This is a genomic window from Solwaraspora sp. WMMB762 (assembly GCF_049179115.1).
GTDB lineage: Bacteria > Actinomycetota > Actinomycetes > Mycobacteriales > Micromonosporaceae > Micromonospora_E.
The window spans coordinates 484,038-500,448 of record NZ_JBMHMD010000001.1 but is presented as its reverse complement, the minus strand read 5'-3'; the positions used below and the strand labels follow the sequence as shown (position 1 = coordinate 500,448).

Sequence of the window (16,411 nt, the reverse complement as noted above, 5' to 3'; positions counted from 1 at the left end):
CGACTGCGGAACCGGACCCGCAGGCGGCTGCGGATGTGGACGGGACGGGACGGCGGACCGGGAAACCGCCGAGCGGGACGGCGGGCCGTCCGTCGAGGAGTCGCCGGATGCTCCGACGCCACTGGGTCCGATGTCGATCCGCTGTTCCTTGGCGGTCCGCAGATCGTCCAGCCAGCCAGTCTCCTCGCCGCTGACCTCTTCCTCGACCGGTGCCCGGCCCCACCGACGGCCCTTCGGCTTGCCCTCACGACGCTCGTCGGGGTGATCGGGGCGGTCAGAACCGCGCGCTCTCACTGCTGTACCTCCCCGGCAGCAACGCTGCCGCTGTCATCGGGCACCGGACCAGCCTCGGACGCTGGGACGGATGGATCAGGTTCGGCGGCACCAGCGGACGAGCCGGAGCCGGTGCGTCCAGCGGACGCGCGGGTGTCGGGCGGCAGGCCGCGCACGATCCGGCGGAGCACCGGCAGCCGCGCGGAGACCGTCCGCTCGGCGCCGTGCTCGGTCGGCCGGTAGTAGTCGACACCGGCGAGCTCGTCGGGCGGGTACTGCTGGGTGACCACCCCCCGGTGGTCGTCGTGAGGGTAACGGTAGCCGCCTCCGTGGCCGATCCGCCGCGCGCCCGAGTAGTGGCTGTCCCGTAGATGTGCCGGCACCGTCCCGCCCCGGCCGGCCCGTACGTCGGCGACAGCCGCCGTCAGCGCTGCGGTGGTCGAATTGGACTTCGGGGCGGTGGCCAGGTGGATCACCGCCTGGGCGAGGTTGAGTTGTGCCTCCGGCAGCCCCACGTACTCCACGGCGTGGGCGGCCGCGGTCGCCACCGACAGCGCAACCGGGTCGGCCATCCCCACGTCCTCGCTGGCGAAGATCACGATCCGTCGGGCGATGAACCTGGCGTCCTCCCCGGCGACCAGCATCCGGGCCAGCCAGTGCAGCGCGGCGTCGACGTCCGAGCCACGCATGCTCTTGATGAACGCGCTGGTCACGTCGTAGTGGGCGTCGCCGTCGCGGTCGTAGCGCACCGCAGCGACGTCGATCGCCCGCTCGGCGGTACGCAGGTCGATCTCCCCGGTGTCGGTCGCGGTGGCCGCCGAGGCCGCCGCCTCCAGGGCGGTGAGCGCCTTGCGCACGTCGCCACCGGCCAACCGGACCAGGTGGTCCTCGGCCGACGGGGACAGCCGTAGCGAGCCGCCGAGTCCACGTTCGTCGGTCACCGCGCGCCGGAGCAGGTCACGGACCGCCTCGTCGCCGAGCGGCCGGAGGGTGAGCAGGACACATCGCGACAGTAATGGCGAGATGACCGAAAAGTGGGGGTTTTCGGTGGTTGCCGCCAGCAACGTCACGGTACGGTCCTCGACCGCCGCAAGCAGCGAGTCCTGCTGGGTCTTGCTGAAGCGGTGCACCTCGTCGATGAACAGCACCGTCGGCAGCCCGCCGGTACGCCGTTGCCGTCGGGCCTCGTCGATCACCGCACGGACGTCCTTGACTCCGGCGGACAGCGCCGACATCGCCACGAAGCGACGGTCGGTGGCCCGGGCCACCAGGTGGGCGATCGTCGTCTTGCCGCAGCCCGGCGGCCCCCAGAGGATGACCGACATCGGCGCGGTACCGGTCACCAGCTGCCGCAGCGGCGCGCCCGGGGCCAGTAGATGTTCCTGGCCGACCAGCTCGTCGAGGCTCGCCGGACGCATCCGTACCGGCAACGGCGCCGAAGCGGACGGGCCGGAGCCGGAGTCTCCCGCCACCACGCCGCCGGCCGGCGACGCATCGCGGCGCTGCTCGGCGGTGGGGTAGGAGAAGAGGACGTCGGACTCCATCAGCAAGACAGTACCGGCCCGATCTCGGACGCCGGAAATGCACCGAGATCGGGCCAGTGAACAGCCGGGTCAGCTGCGCCGACGGCGCCGGGACCAGCCGCCGCCGGTGCCGCGACCGACCCCGGCGAAGAACAGGGCCAGGCAGAGCAGGCCGATCAGCACCATGGTGTTCCAGTTGAACAGGTCGGGCGCACCGAGATCGGTGTCGAGCAGGTCGAGCAGCAGGGCGAAGCCGAAAACGACAGCCGCAGCGATGGCGAACATCAGATCCTCCTGGGGGGTTCAGTCGGTCGGCCGTTCCATACCCAACGGCCGCGCCGGCCAATCCAGCTTGGACCAGGCGAGACCAGGTACAGCGGTGCGGCCGCGGCCAGCACGGCCGCACCGACCAGCATTGCCAAGCTGACGGTGGTAGCGCCGGCGATGGCCATCAGCACCACCCCGCCGAGCGCTCCCGCCGGGTGCGCGACCATCGAGTTGAGCGAGAGCACGCTGGTCCGGTGCCGGCCGTCGACCTGCCGGTGCAGCAGGCCCATGTGCACCGGGTTCGACGCGCCGTGGATGGCGTAGCAGGCCAAGAAGGCGGCAACCACTCCGACCGGTCCGGCGAACAGCGCCATGCCCGCGACGGTCGCCCCTTGCAGGACGCGGAATGCGACGGCGGTCACCGGTGCGCCGAGTCGCCGGGTAATCGACGGCACCAGCGCGGCGCCGCCGGCCGACGCCAGCCAGGCGAAAGCACCGACCGGACCGAGCAGCGCCGCCGCCCGGTCGGCGTCGCCGGTCACCTCCGCCAGGCGTACCGGCATCAGGGTCTCGAAGGAGATCATGCCGAAACCCCAGAACAGCTCGACCGAGATCAGGGCGAGCAGGATCCGGGAACGCCGCAGCAGCGCCAGCGCGTCCCGCATCACGGACGGCACCTGCCGGATCGACGCGCCGACCGTCGACACCCGCGCCGACCGTCCCCCGGCGACCGGCACTGCCCCAGCCGGCCGCGCCTCGACCAGCAACCACGCCAAACCGACGAGGCCGACGACCTGGAGCAGCGCTGCGACGAGCACCGGCCCCGTCAACGCGCTGACCGGACCCACCGGGCCGAGCGCCACGAGCCCACCGCTGGCCAGCGCTGCGGCCGCGATCGCGAGACCGAGCACCACTCCCCCGTGGCTCAGCCCGCCTTCGTACCGCGCGTCGGGGTCGGCGGCGAGCGTGGCGTCGACGTACCAGGACTCCAGTGGCCCGCTCTCCAACGCCCGGTAGACGCCCTGCAGCAGCATCACCACGACGAACAGGGTGAAGGAGTCCGCGACGACGAGCAGCGACAGCGACGCCAGGTTCGCCACCGCCGCGCCGATCAGCACCGGCTTGCGACCGACGGCGTCGGCCAGGCCTCCGGTCGGCAGCTCCAGCAGCAGTACGGCCAGCCCTTGCGCCGCGACGACCAGGCCGATCTGCGCCAAGGTTAGCCCGCGTTCCAGCATCAGCAGCACCCAGACGGGGATCAGCAGCCCGACGGGTGCCCAGCGCAGGCCGTGCAGGATCAGATAACGCCGGTGGACCTGACGGGCGGTCAGCGTTCTCACGACCCACCCCCGGCAGAGCCGCCCCGGTCGCCGTTGACGACGCGGGGAAAGCCGTAGGTGTAGAGCATCACCTGCTCGGCAGCGCCGTGACCGGGACCGGGGTCGGTGCGGTAGCGCTCGACGACCGCGTGCAGGTCGGCGTTGAGTCGGCTCAGCTGGTCCGGGGTGAGGGTCAGGATGTAGTCGGAGTACTCGGCGGCGTCCCGCCACTCGGTGGAGTAGCCGTCACGGGCGGTGTGCCAGTCCTCGGCCAGCCGGACGAACTGCTGCACGAAGTAGCTGTTCAGCCAGTCGGCGGCGGCCCGGGCGTCCGGGTCGGCGTCGAACGAGGTGGCTCGCCAGGACGAAACCTTGTGCACCGAGCGCCACCACCGCTCGCGTCCGGTGCCGCGGGCCGGCTCCTCGCGTACCAGCCCGACGTCGGCGAGCTTGCGCAGGTGGTAGCTGGTCGCTCCGGTGTTGGTGCCCAGCTCGTGGGCGAGTGCGGTGGCGGTCGCCGGACCGTCCAGCCGCAGCGCGCCCAGCAGCCGTAACCGCAGCGGGTGGGCCAGGGTGCGGACCTGGTCCCCAGTTAGCCAGACCGTCGACTGCTGCTCATCCATGAACTGCACAATAACTCTGCAAATAAAGTTTGCACAATATCTGTGCATAACTTCTCTGGAATCGGTGCAGGCATGGGCCGCAGACGTACGTGGGCCCGGGGTGCACGTGCACCCCGGGCCCACGACCGGAAGACAGTTACCCGGTCAGGACGGCTCCACCAGGGCTGCCACCCCGGCCGTTCCGGCTGCCGGGGTCGGCGCGACACCGGCCGGCGGCTTCGGCTTGGCGTCCACCCCGGCCTCCGCGCGCTGCTGCGCGGTGATCGGCGTCGGTGCCTGGGTCAGCGGGTCGAACCCGCCGCGCGTCTTCGGGAACGCGATCACCTCACGGATCGAGTCCACGCCGGCCAGCAGCATGCAGATCCGGTCCCAGCCGAACGCGATGCCGCCGTGCGGCGGCGGGCCGTACTTGAACGCCTCCAGCAGGAAGCCGAACTTGTCGGCCGCCTCCTGTTCGCTGATGCCCAGCAGGTCGAACACCCGCCGCTGCACGTCGGCCCGGTGGATACGGACCGAGCCGCCGCCGATCTCGTTGCCGTTGCAGACGATGTCGTACGCGTAGGCGAGGGCCTCGCCGGGCGCGCCGTCGAACCGGTCCAGCCACTCGTCGGTCGGCGAGGTGAACGGGTGGTGCACCGCCGTCCAACCGCCCTCCTCCGTCGGCTCGAACATCGGCGCGTCCACCACCCAGCAGAACGCCCACGCGCTCTCGTCGAATAGGTTGGCCCGCCGGGCGATCTCGATGCGGGCCGCGCCGAGCAGCTCCTGCGCCTCCCGCCGGTTGGTCGAGGCGGCGAAGAAGATCGCGTCACCGGGCTTGGCACCGACCGCGTCGGCCAGCCCGCCCAGGTGCTCGGCCGACAGGTTCTTCGCCACCGGGCCGCGCGGCTCGCCGGTCTCCGCGTCCAGCACCACGTACGCCAGGCCCCGCGCGCCGCGCGCCTTGGCCCAGTCCTGCCAGCCGTCGAGCTCCTTGCGGGTCTGCGCGGCACCGCCGGGCATCACCACCGCGCCGACGTACCCGCCGGCGTCGATCGCCCCGGCGAACACCCGGAACGCCGTCCCGCGCAGGTAGCCGGTCAGCTCGGTCAGCTCCACGCCGTAGCGCAGGTCCGGCTTGTCGGAACCGTACCGGTCCATCGCCTCGTGCCAGGTGATCCGCGGCACCGGACCGGTGACCTCGTGCCCGGCCAGCTCCCGCCACAGCGCGCCGACAATCGACTCACCCAGCTCGATCACGTCGTCCTGGGTGACGAAGGACATCTCGATGTCCAGCTGGGTGAACTCCGGCTGCCGGTCGGCCCGGAAGTCCTCGTCCCGGTAGCAGCGGGCGATCTGGTAGTAACGCTCCATGCCGGCGACCATCAGCAGCTGCTTGAACAGCTGCGGCGACTGCGGCAGGGCGTACCAGGTGCCGGGCTGCAGCCGCACCGGGACCAGGAAGTCGCGGGCCCCCTCCGGGGTGGACCGGGTCAGCGTCGGGGTCTCGATCTCCACGAAGTCGCGGTCGTGCAGCACCGTACGGGCGATCTGGTTGGCCCGCGACCGCAGCCGCAGCGCCCCGGCCGGACCGCTGCGCCGCAGGTCCAGGTAGCGGTACCGCAGCCGGACGTCGTCGCCGGCGTCGACCTGGTCGTCGATCGGCAGCGGCAGCGGCGCGGCCTCGGACAGCACGGTCAGTTCGGTCGCGGTGACCTCGATCTCGCCGGTGGCCAGCTCCGGGTTGTCGTTACCCTCCGGGCGGCGGTCGACGACGCCGGTCACCCGTACGCAGAACTCGTTACGCAGCGCGTGGGCCAGCTGCATCTCCTCGCGGAACACCACCTGCACCACGCCGGAGGCGTCGCGCAGGTCGACGAAGATGACCCCGCCGTGGTCGCGCCGGCGGGCCACCCACCCGGCAAGCGTCACCGTCGTGCCGGCGTGCGTGGCGCGCAGGCCGCCGGCGTCATGGGTACGAATCACGGCACGGAACTCCTCATCGCGGGTACGGGACTGCTTTCGCATTGTGTCAGCCCGTCCGGTACCGGTCCGCGCCGATCCCGACCCCGTCGGCACGTACCATCACCGGGCCCGACACCATCACCACCGCTCGCCGCCGGTCCCGGAGTTCACATGCTGCTGCTGAGTTTCGCCGCCGTCCTGCTGCTCGCCGTGCTGGTGTCGGCACTGGCCCACCGCACCATCCTGTCCACGGCGGCGTTGTTCCTGGTGGCCGGGTTCCTGCTCGGGCCGCAGACCACCGGCGTGCTGGACGTGCAGGCCGACTCGTCGATCGTCAACACCCTCGCCGAGCTGGCGCTGTTCGCCGTGCTGTTCACCGACGGGATGCGGGTCGGCTGGCAGGACCTGCGCTCGGCCTGGCGGCTGCCCGGCCGGGCGCTGGGCTGGGGGCTGCCGCTCACCCTGGTGATCACCGCGGTGCTGGCCCACTACGTGGCCGGGCTGGGCTGGGCGGAATCGCTGCTGATCGGCGCGGTGCTGGCCCCGACCGACCCGGTGTTCGCCGCCGCGCTGGTCGGCAACGAGAAGGTGCCGTACCGGCTGCGGCATCTGCTCAATGTCGAGTCCGGGATCAACGACGGCCTCGCGTTGCCGTTCGTGATCCTGTTCCTGGCGATCGCCACCGGCTCCGGCGACCTGCACCTCGACGAGCTGGCCACCGAACTCGCCGTCGGCCTGGTCATCGGGGTCGCCGTCCCCGCGCTGGCGATCGCCCTGGAACGGACCCGGTGGTTCGCCGCGTCGGCCCTGTACGCGCCGCTCAACGGGGTGGCGATCGGCCTGCTCGTGCTGGCTCTCGGGCAGGCCACCCACGGCAACCTGTTCCTGGCCGCGTTCGCCGCCGGCAGCACCATCGCCACCTTCGGCCCCCGCCAGCGGGCCGCGTTCGAGCATTTCGGCGAGAGCGTCTCCGAGCTGCTGAAGCTGGCCGCCCTGCTGGTCTTCGGCGCGCTGATCTCGATCGAGTTCCTCGGCGAGATCTCCTGGCCGGGATGGGTCTTCGCGGTGCTGGCCATCTTCGTCGCCCGGCCGGTGGCGCTGGCCATCGCCTTCATCCGCTCCGGGTTGACGCCCCGGGAACAGGCGGCGGGGATGTGGTTCGGGCCGAAGGGCTTCGCGTCGGTGGTGTACGGCCTGATCGTGCTCAAGTCCGGCATCGACGCCGCCGACGAGGTCTTCCATCTGGTCGCGCTGACCATCGTGATCTCGATCCTGCTGCACTCGTCGACCGACGTGGTGATCGCCAACGCCTTCGACGACGAACGGGAGACACCGGCCTGGCACGAGGCTCTACGCCGTCGGCGCGGTCGCGACGACGCCGGCGACCCGGCTGGCTCGACGTAGGTACGGTCCGGGCCGGGTCGCCGGTGCACAAGGGACGGCAGCCGAATTCCCTGGCCGGGTGACTAGCTCGGGATGTTCCAGGCCGTCGCCGCGATCGTCACTCGCCCGTCCGCGGCCACCCCGGTTATCTCAACCAGCACCATCCGCCGCGGATCTCCGCGGCTTTCCGCGACCTCGAACGAGGTGACCAGGCACAGCACGACGCCTTGGCGGACCGGCACCGGGGTGTCATTGCCGAGCGGGGACAACTGGATCCGCTCGGCACATTCCTGCGGTGTCAGGTCCGGCTGCTCGGATTCGCTCCCCTCGACACCGTCGCCCAGCGCCAGTTAGTCGGGCTCGTTCTCGTAGCTGGACCGCAGGCTGAGGTCGGAGCCGATGGAGGCGACGTTCGCGCGCGGCTCGTCGAGGTCGACGTTCATCGAATTACCGTCGTACGCACGAAGGGTGAGCTCACGGCGGACGTACAGCTCGGTGTACACCGTTTGCTCGTCGAGCGGCGGTGGACCGGTGAGGTTGTCGTCGAGGACGGAGTCCGTCAGCTCCGGAGCCGGCGGGTCGGTCTGACCCGGTCCTGCGGTACCGGGAGTGGCTGTGCTGCCATCGCCACCAGTGGCGGGGATTGGGCTGACCGCTGACCGGTCGGGGCCGAGGGCGATGTCCTTGGCATCCCTCGCCTGGTCGAGCGCACGCCAGGCCAGCAGAGTCGATCCGCCGGACAGCAGCAGGGCAAGCACCGAGACCGTGAGCGCGAGAAGCAACCCGCCACGCACGGCCAACCCCCGCCCGCCACCGGGCCCGGTGGCGGGCCCCCGGCCGCCGGCACCCGGATCGACACCGGTCGGTGGTCCGCCCGGCGAGGGCGGCGGCGCAGCAGAACCTGAGCCCGCTCCAGCAGTTGGCATCGGACCTCCAAGAATTGATGTCGGGCAACGTGGCGGCGCCGCCGTCCGGACCCTGGACAACCACAGCTCGGCGGCCATTGCACCCAACGACGCGGCACCCGATTGACTGGCAATGATCGAACAACGCCATAATGCCATGACGGCTCAATCAGGTTCCTCTGCCTACACAAGAGGGATGTCCGAATTGACAGGAAAGACGACCGCCCGTGCGGATGACACCACTCGCGACCCCGGTCGCCGGTATCGCGTCACTGTGGAGCGGGTCGCTGCGGCTATCGGCGCGGCGAGCCTGGTCGTCGCGCTACTGGCCTGGCTCTTTCCGAATGGCGACGGCACCCCCAGTGCAACTCCGTCCACTTCGGTCAGCTTGGATGGCTCACGACCGACTGGTGGCGCCTCTGCTGGAACCCCGACCGGGACCGACCATCCAGAGCAGGGCGCCTTCCACTATCTGGCCGACCTGCAGCCGCAGGCAGGCGGGGGTAATCTGACCGGACTCCCCCGCGATCTGCGTGACACACCCGGACTCGACCGGGTCGTCATGATCGAATGCCCGAGCAATCAGAGCAACGACAAGATGCGGGAAGTCACATACCAACTGCTCGGCAGGTACGACAGTTTCGCCACGACCGTGCGCCCGCACTTCACCAGTAGACCGGACGCGCTCATGCACGTCGAGGCGTTCGTCGGCGAACGGGCCCGCGACGGCAGCCTGGTCTGGACGCTGGGCGGCGGGCAGTACGAGGCGACCGCTGACGAGCCGGCCCCGTTGACGGCCGTAGTCGAGGGTGCGGCCGAGATGACAATCCGGGTGCGGTGCGAGCTGCCGGACGGGGTGGCGATCCTGGTAGACGCCGCCCTGTACGAATGACCGCTGCCGCCCCGCCTGTGCAGGTGAGGTCACCGACCCAGTGAGTCAGATACGCGTACGTAACGTGATTGAAATGTCAGAATGCCAGCATCTGGCACGACCCAGGTCTCGATCGCTCATGGAGGTCCGGCTTGTTTCTCACCCGGCACGAGCAGGAGCGACTGCTCATCCACGTCGCTGCCGACGTGGCCTGGAAGCGCCGTGAGAGGGGCATCCGGCTCAACCACCCGGAGGCGACCGCGGTGATCACCGCCTTCCTGTTGGAAGGTGCCCGGGACGGCCGCAGCGTGGCGGAGCTGATGGAGGCCGGGCGCACCGTGCTCGGCCGCGAGGACGTGCTCGACGGAGTGCCGGAGATGCTCCCCGAGGTGCAGGTGGAAGCCACCTTCCCCGACGGGACGAAGCTGGTCACCGTACACGAGCCGATCTCCTAGGAGCGAGATTGACTGCACCATCCACGCCGTCGGGCACCGACGGCGGCACAGTCGTTCCCGGTGAACTGATCCCCGGTGACGGACCGGTCACCCTCCATTCCGGCCGTCCGGTGCTGGCCCTGCCGGTGGTCAACACCGGCGACCGGCCGGTGCAGGTCGGCTCCCACTACCACTTCGCCGAGGCCAACCCGGCGCTGGACTTCGACCGGTCCGCCGCGTGGGGTCACCGGCTGGCGGTGCCGGCCGGCACCTCGGTGCGTTTCGAACCCGGCGTCGACCGGGAGGTCGCCCTGGTGCCGTTCGGCGGCCGGCGGATCGTCGCCGGGCTGCGCGGCGAATGCGCCGGCGAGCTGGACGGACGCGGCCGGACTGACGCTGCGGGCACCGGACGCGGCCCGGCCGACCAGGCGGACACCGGCGCGACGGGAGGCACGGCGTGAGCACCCTGGACCGACGGCGGTACGCCGCCCTGCTCGGCCCGACCACCGGTGACCGGATCCGGCTGGCCGACACCAACCTGCTGATCGAGGTCGAGGAGGACCGTTGCGCGCCGCCCGACGCCGACGGCACCCCGGCGTACGGCGACGAGGTGGTCTTCGGCGGCGGCAAGGTGATCCGCGAGTCGATGGGCCAGTCCCTGGCGACCCGGGCCGAAGGAGCACCCGACACGGTGATCACCGGCGCGGTGGTGCTCGACCACTGGGGCGTCGTCAAGGCCGACGTCGGCATCCGTGACGGCCGGATCGTCGCGCTCGGCAAGGCCGGCAACCCGGACACGATGGACGGGGTGCACCCGGACCTGGTGATCGGGCCGGGCACCGAGATCATCGCCGGCAACGGCAAGATCCTCACCGCCGGGGCGATCGACAGCCACGTACACCTGATCTGCCCGCAGATCCTGGAGACAGCGCTGGCCAGCGGCGTCACCACCATCATGGGCGGCGGCACCGGGCCGGCCGAGGGCAGCAAGGCGACTACGGTCACCCCCGGCCCGTGGCACCTGGGCATGATGCTCGCCGCGCTCGACCCGTGGCCGGTCAACGTGCTGCTGCTCGGCAAGGGCAACACGGTCAGCGAAGAATCCATGTGGGAGCAGCTGCGCGGCGGCGCCGGCGGCTTCAAGCTGCACGAGGACTGGGGCACCACCCCGGCCGCGATCGACGCCTGCCTGCGGGTGGCCGACGCCTCCGGCGTGCAGGTGGCGATCCACACCGACACCCTCAACGAAGCCGGGTACGTGGAGTCCACCCTGGCCGCGATCGCCGGCCGGTCGATCCACGCGTACCACACCGAAGGGGCCGGCGGCGGGCACGCGCCGGACATCATGCGGGTCGCGGCCGAGCCGAACGTGCTGCCGTCGTCGACCAACCCGACCCGCCCGCACACCGTCAACACCCTCGACGAGCACCTCGACATGCTGATGGTCTGCCACCATCTGAACCCGAGCGTGCCGGAGGACCTGGCGTTCGCCGAGAGCCGGATCCGGCCCAGCACGATGGCCGGCGAGGACATCCTGCACGACCTCGGCGCCATCTCGATGATCGGCTCCGACTCGCAGGCGATGGGACGCATCGGCGAGGTGGTCATGCGGACCTGGCAGACCGCGCACGTGATGAAGGCGCGCCGTGGCGCGCTGCCCGGCGACGGGCCGGCCGACAACATGCGGGCCCGACGGTACGTCGCCAAGTACACGATCTGCCCGGCGGTGGCGCACGGCATCGAGGGTGAGGTCGGCTCGGTCGAGCCGGGCAAGCTGGCCGACCTGGTGCTGTGGGATCCGGCGTTCTTCGGCGTACGGCCGCATCTGGTGATCAAGGGCGGCATGATCGCCTGGGCGCAGATGGGCGACGCGAACGCGTCCATTCCGACCCCGCAGCCGATGCTGCCGAGGCCGATGTTCGGCGCGTACGGCACCGTGCCGGCCGCCACCAGCCTGGCGTTCGTCGCGCCGGCGGCGATCGACGCGCTGCTCGGTGACCGGCTCGGCATCCGCCGCCGGCTCGCCCCGGTCGCCGACACCCGGCGGCGGGGCAAGGCCGACATGCCGCTGAACGACGCCACCCCCCGGATCGAGATCGACGCGGACACGTTCACGGTGCGCATCGACGGGGAGACAGTCGAGCCAGCCCCGGCGACGGAGCTGCCGATGGCGCAGCGCTACTTCCTGTTCTGACAACCGGCGATGATCACCTGTCCCGCCCGGACCCGCCGATGAGCGGGCTCGCCACGCTGCTGGTGCTGGCCGACGGCCGGCTGCCGGCCGGCGGGCACGCCCACTCCAGCGGGCTGGAGGCGGCCATCGTCGCCGGTCGGGTCCGCGACCTGGCCGGCGTGGCGGCGTACCTGACCGGCCGGCTCGGCACCGGTGGGCGTACCGCCGCCGCGTTCGCCGCGGCTGCCACGGCCAGCGCAGCCGCAGCCGCCGACGGGGCGACCGCCGACGGGGCCGGCCCTGGCCGGCTGGACGCGCTCGACGACGGTATCGACGCCCGCACCCCGTCACCCGCGCTTCGCCGCGCGTCGCGGGCGCAGGGTCGGGCGTTGCTGCGCGCCGGACGCGGCATCTGGGCGTTGCCGGCGGGCGGCCCCCGGGACCGCCACCAGCCGGTGGCGCTCGGCATGGTCGCCGCCGCCGCCGGCCTCGGCCCGGCCGAGGCGGCGCTGGCCGCCGCGTACACCGCCGTCACCGGACCGGCCAGCGCCGCCGTGCGGCTGCTCGGCCTCGACCCGTACGCGGTGCACGGCCTGCTGGCCCGGCTCGCGCCGGACATCGACGCGGTCGCCGCCGGGGCGGCCGCCCTGGCCGACCGGCCGGTCGACGACCTGCCCGCCGGCTCGGCCCCGATCCCGGAGGTCGACGCCGAACACCACGCCACCTGGGAGGTGCGTCTCTTTGCGTCCTGAACCACACACCCACGTCCACGGCGGGTCCGCCGAACCGCACGCGCACACCGACGGGGAGGTGCCGCACACCCACCCCGATCCGGGCGTCGACCCGCACCCGCCCCGGCTGCCGGACGGTTCCCCCGCGCTGCGGATCGGCATCGGCGGGCCGGTCGGCTCCGGCAAGACCGCGCTGGTCGCCGCGCTGTGCCGGGCACTCGCCGACGAACTGCGGCTGGCCGTGGTCACCAACGACATCTACACCACCGAGGACGCCGACTTCCTGCTGCGCAACGGCGTACTGCCGGCGGAGCGGGTCCGGGCGGTGGAGACCGGTTGCTGCCCACACACCGCGATCCGCGACGACATCTCCGCCAACCTCGACGCCATCGAGGACCTGTCCGAGCAGTTGGGCACTCTCGATCTGGTGCTGGTGGAGAGCGGCGGGGACAACCTGACCGCCACGTTCAGCCGGGGCCTGATCGACCAGCAGATCTTCGTGGTCGACGTGGCCGGCGGCGACAAGGTGCCCCGCAAGGGCGGGCCGGGGGTGAGCACCGCCGACCTGCTGGTGATCAACAAGACGGACCTGGCGCCGCTGGTCAACGCCGACCTGTCGGTGATGGAGCGCGACGCCGCTGCCCGCCGGGGCGAGCTGCCGACGGTGTTCCTGTCGCTGGTGCAGGACCGTACGGCGAAGCCGGTGGCCGACTGGATCCGAGGGCTGCTGCGGGCCCGCGCCCAGACACCGGCGGAGGTCGCCGGCTGATGCGGGCCCACGCCCGGCTGGTCGCCGAGGTCGACGCCGCCGGGCGTACCCGGCTGGTCTGCCTGCGCGGCGAGCCGCCGCTGGTACTGCGCCGCACCGGCCCGGCAGCGGCCGCCGCCGACGGCGGCGAGGTCCAGGTGCATCTGGTCGGCGCGGCGGCCGGCCCGCTCGGCGGCGACGATCTGCGGCTGGACGTCGAAATCGGGCCGGGGGCGCGGGTGTGTCTGCGTACTGTCGCGGCGTCGCTGGCGTTGCCCGGACCCGGCGGCCGGCGGTCGAACCTGGAGATGCTGGTCCGGGTCGCGGCCGGCGGCGAACTGCGCTGGCTGCCGGAGCCGCTGATCGCCGCCGCCGGCTGCCACCACCTGTCCCGGTCGGTGGTGGAGCTGGCCGACGGCGCGGCCCTGGTGTGGCGGGAGGAGCTGGTCTGCGGGCGCGACGGTGAGCCGTCCGGCGATGCCCGGATCGACACCACCGTCCGGTACGCGGGCCGCACGGTGCTGCGTACCGACCTGGCGGTGGGGCCGCGCGCCGACGGCTGGGCCGGGCCGGCGGTGCTCGCCGGGGCGAAGGCGACCGGTTCGGTGCTGGTGGTACGGCCGGAGTGGGCGGCCGGCGGGCCGGCGGCGGCCGCCCCGCTCGGCCCCGGCGCGGCCCGGCTGCCACTGGCCGGCGGGCCGGCGGTGCTGGTCACCGCGACCGGCCCGACCGCCCGCGGCGTTCGCGCCGAGCTCGACCGGGCCGAAGCGGACCGAGGTGAACCGGACCACGCCGAACCAGACCGGGCCGCACCAGACCGGGCCGGGGCTCAGCCGCCGACGTAGGCGGCGAGGTGCTCGCCCGTCAGCGTCGAACGGGCCGCGACCAGGTCGGCCGGGGTGCCCTCGAAGACGATCCGGCCGCCGTCGTGACCGGCACCCGGCCCCAGGTCGATGATCCAGTCGGCGTGCGCCATGACCGCCTGGTGGTGCTCGATGACGATCACCGACTTGCCGGCGTCGACCAGCCGGTCGAGCAGGCCGAGCAGCTGCTCGACGTCGGCCAGGTGCAGGCCGGTGGTCGGCTCGTCGAGGACGTAGACGCCGCCCTTCTCCGCCATGTGGGTAGCCAGTTTCAGCCGCTGCCGCTCGCCGCCGGACAGGGTGGTGAGCGGCTGGCCCAGAGTGAGGTAGCCGAGCCCGACGTCGGCGAGCCGACGCAGGACCGCGTGCGCGGCCGGGGTGCAGGCGTCGCCGGCCGCGAAGAACTCCTCGGCCTCGGCCACCGACATCGCCAGCACCTCGCTGATGTCCCGGCCGCCGAGGTGGTACTCCAACACCGCTGACTGGAACCGCCGGCCCTCGCAGTCCTCACAGACGGTGGCGACGCCGGCCATCATCGCCAGGTCGGTGTAGATGACCCCGGCACCGTTGCAGGTCGGACAGGCACCCTCGGAGTTGGCGCTGAACAACGCCGGCTTGACCCCGCTGGCCTTCGCGAACGCCTTGCGGATCGGGTCGAGCAGCCCGGTGTACGTCGCCGGGTTGCTGCGCCGTGAGCCACGGATGCCGGTCTGGTCGATCGACACCACCCCCGCGTCAGCCGGGATCGACCCGTGCAGCAGCGAACTCTTGCCGGAGCCGGCAACCCCGGTCACCACGACCAGCACACCGAGCGGGATGTCGACGTCAACGTCGCGCAGGTTGTTGGCGTTCGCGCCACGGATCTCCAGCGTGCCGGTGGGCTCGCGGACCGACTTCTTCAGGCTGGCCCGGTCGTCGAGGTGGCGGCCGGTGACGGTGACGCTGGCCCGCAGCCCGTCCACGGTGCCTTCGAACATCACCTCGCCGCCGGCGGTGCCGGCACCGGGACCGAGGTCGACGACGTGGTCGGCGATCGCGATCGTCTCCGGCTTGTGCTCGACCACCAGCACCGTGTTGCCCTTGTCCCGCAGCCGCAGCAGCAGGTTGTTCATCCGGGCGATGTCGTGCGGGTGCAACCCGATGGTCGGCTCGTCGAAGACGTAGGTGACGTCGGTCAACGACGACCCGAGATGCCGGATCATCTTGGTGCGCTGCGCCTCGCCGCCGGACAGGGTGCCCGCCGGGCGGTCCAGGGAGAGGTAGCCGAGGCCGATCTCGACGAACGAGTCGAGGGTGTGCCGCAGCGCGGTCAGCAGCGGAGCGACCGACGGCTCGGCCAGATCCTGGACCCACTCGGCGAGGTCGCTGATCTGCATCGCGCACGCGTCGGCGATGTTGATCCCGTTGATCTTCGACGACCGGGCCGCCTCGTTCAGTCGGGTGCCGGCGCAGTCCGGGCAGGTGGTGAAGGTGATCGCCCGTTGCACGAACGCCCGGATGTGCGGCTGCATCGCGTCGACGTCCTTGGCCAGGAACGACTTCTGAATCCGCGGGATCAGGCCCTCGTACGTCACGTTGACGTTGTCGACCTTGATCCGGGTCGGCTCCTTGTAGAGCAGGTCGTGCAGCTGCGACTTGGTGAACTTGCGGATTGGTTTGTCCGGGTCGAAGAAGCCGCAGCCGCTGAAGATGCGCCCGTACCAGCCGTCGACGCTGTAGCCGGGAATGGTCAGCGCGCCCTCGTTGAGCGACTTGCTGTCGTCGTACAGCGCGGTCAGGTCGAAGTCGGTGACCGACCCCCGGCCCTCGCAGCGCGGACACATGCCGCCCAGCCGGGTGAAGGTCTGCTTCGTGGTCTTGCTGGCGCCGCGTTCGACGGTGATCGCCCCGCTGGCCCGCACCGAGGCGAGGTTGAAGGAGAACGCGTTGGGCGGGCCGACGTACGGCTGCCCGAGCCGGCTGAACAGGATCCGCAGCATCGCGTTGGCGTCGGTGGCGGTGCCGACCGTGGACCGCGGATCACCGCCCATCCGCTCCTGGTCGACGATGATCGCCGTGGTCAGCCCGTCGAGCACGTCGACCTCAGGCCGGGCCAGCGTCGGCATGAACCCCTGCACGAAGGCGCTGTACGTCTCGTTGATCAGGCGCTGCGACTCGGCGGCGACCGTGCCGAACACCAGCGAACTCTTGCCCGAGCCGGAGACCCCGGTGAACACCGTCAGCCGGCGTTTCGGGATCTCGACGCTGACGTCCTTGAGGTTGTTCACCCGCGCGCCGTGCACCCGGATCAGGTCGTGACTGTCGGCGGGGTGCGGGGTGGACGGCCGCTCCCCCGACGCGGTGGCCCTGCTCAT

The 16,411-nt window shown here is 71.8% G+C and carries 16 protein-coding genes; 8 read left to right on the top strand and 8 right to left on the bottom strand.

The annotated features are described in order from the left end of the window. Positions 1–290 precede the first annotated feature (290 nt). The 5 genes from ACN27J_RS02375 to aspS form a co-directional block, all read right to left on the bottom strand. Positions 291–1,817 carry a replication-associated recombination protein A gene (locus ACN27J_RS02375; RefSeq protein WP_421363043.1) on the bottom strand — a complete coding sequence of 509 codons (1,527 nt, stop codon included), beginning with the start codon at positions 1,815–1,817 and terminating at the stop codon, positions 291–293. 69 nt (positions 1,818–1,886) lie between these two features. Continuing rightward, positions 1,887–2,081, bottom strand: a complete 195-nt coding sequence (locus ACN27J_RS02370) for a hypothetical protein (protein ID WP_123601155.1) — start codon at positions 2,079–2,081, stop codon at positions 1,887–1,889. Further along, complete coding sequence (locus ACN27J_RS02365) at positions 2,081–3,403, bottom strand: MFS transporter (RefSeq protein WP_421363039.1); 1,323 nt, start codon at positions 3,401–3,403, stop codon at positions 2,081–2,083. Before ACN27J_RS02365 ends, ACN27J_RS02370 begins: the two co-directional genes overlap by 1 nt. Next, positions 3,400–4,005, bottom strand: a complete 606-nt coding sequence (locus ACN27J_RS02360; RefSeq protein ID WP_421363036.1) for a helix-turn-helix domain-containing protein — start codon at positions 4,003–4,005, stop codon at positions 3,400–3,402. The genes ACN27J_RS02365 and ACN27J_RS02360 overlap by 4 nt, the downstream gene beginning before the upstream one ends. Positions 4,006–4,149: 144 nt before the next feature. Then, a complete protein-coding gene (gene aspS / locus ACN27J_RS02355; protein ID WP_421363034.1) occupies positions 4,150–5,970 on the bottom strand; it encodes an aspartate--tRNA ligase in 1,821 nt (606 codons plus the stop codon). A 150-nt stretch (positions 5,971–6,120) separates the two neighbouring features. Here aspS and ACN27J_RS02350 point away from each other — a divergent pair, with 150 nt between their 5' ends. Continuing rightward, positions 6,121–7,353: a cation:proton antiporter gene (locus tag ACN27J_RS02350; RefSeq protein ID WP_421363031.1), complete on the top strand. Its 1,233-nt coding sequence runs from the start codon at positions 6,121–6,123 to the stop codon at positions 7,351–7,353. A 62-nt stretch (positions 7,354–7,415) separates the two neighbouring features. On the opposite strand, the gene ACN27J_RS02345 is transcribed toward ACN27J_RS02350, so the two are convergent. Then, the gene (locus ACN27J_RS02345; protein ID WP_421363028.1) at positions 7,416–7,601 is read right to left on the bottom strand and encodes a hypothetical protein; all 186 of its coding nucleotides are present in this window, start codon (positions 7,599–7,601) and stop codon (positions 7,416–7,418) included. Between the two features lie 81 nt (positions 7,602–7,682). After that, positions 7,683–8,126, bottom strand: coding sequence for a hypothetical protein (locus ACN27J_RS02340; protein ID WP_421363025.1), 444 nt, complete (start codon positions 8,124–8,126; stop codon positions 7,683–7,685). A gap of 244 nt (positions 8,127–8,370) precedes the next feature. Here ACN27J_RS02340 and ACN27J_RS02335 point away from each other — a divergent pair, with 244 nt between their 5' ends. From ACN27J_RS02335 to ACN27J_RS02305, 7 genes are all read left to right on the top strand, one after another. After that, positions 8,371–9,129: a hypothetical protein gene (locus tag ACN27J_RS02335; RefSeq protein ID WP_421363023.1), complete on the top strand. Its 759-nt coding sequence runs from the start codon at positions 8,371–8,373 to the stop codon at positions 9,127–9,129. Positions 9,130–9,260: 131 nt separating this feature from the next. After that, complete coding sequence (locus tag ACN27J_RS02330) at positions 9,261–9,563, top strand: urease subunit gamma (RefSeq protein ID WP_123601150.1); 303 nt, start codon at positions 9,261–9,263, stop codon at positions 9,561–9,563. Between the two features lie 8 nt (positions 9,564–9,571). Next, positions 9,572–10,003, top strand: coding sequence for an urease subunit beta (locus ACN27J_RS02325; protein ID WP_421363020.1), 432 nt, complete (start codon positions 9,572–9,574; stop codon positions 10,001–10,003). Continuing rightward, entirely contained in the window at positions 10,000–11,736 is a 1,737-nt protein-coding gene (locus ACN27J_RS02320) for an urease subunit alpha (RefSeq protein WP_421363017.1), read from the top strand. The genes ACN27J_RS02325 and ACN27J_RS02320 overlap by 4 nt, the downstream gene beginning before the upstream one ends. A 38-nt stretch (positions 11,737–11,774) precedes the next feature. After that, entirely contained in the window at positions 11,775–12,467 is a 693-nt protein-coding gene (locus tag ACN27J_RS02315; RefSeq protein WP_421363014.1) for an urease accessory protein UreF, read from the top strand. Further along, on the top strand, positions 12,457–13,215 hold the full coding sequence (gene ureG / locus ACN27J_RS02310; RefSeq protein WP_421363012.1) for an urease accessory protein UreG: 759 nt from the start codon (positions 12,457–12,459) through the stop codon (positions 13,213–13,215). Before ACN27J_RS02315 ends, ureG begins: the two co-directional genes overlap by 11 nt. Continuing rightward, the gene (locus ACN27J_RS02305; RefSeq protein WP_421363010.1) at positions 13,215–14,039 is read left to right on the top strand and encodes an urease accessory protein UreD; all 825 of its coding nucleotides are present in this window, start codon (positions 13,215–13,217) and stop codon (positions 14,037–14,039) included. Before ureG ends, ACN27J_RS02305 begins: the two co-directional genes overlap by 1 nt. Here the strand turns inward: ACN27J_RS02305 and ACN27J_RS02300 are convergent. Continuing rightward, the gene (locus tag ACN27J_RS02300) at positions 14,024–16,411 is read right to left on the bottom strand and encodes an ATP-binding cassette domain-containing protein (protein WP_421363008.1); all 2,388 of its coding nucleotides are present in this window, start codon (positions 16,409–16,411) and stop codon (positions 14,024–14,026) included. The two genes, ACN27J_RS02305 and ACN27J_RS02300, sit on opposite strands and share 16 nt — an antisense overlap.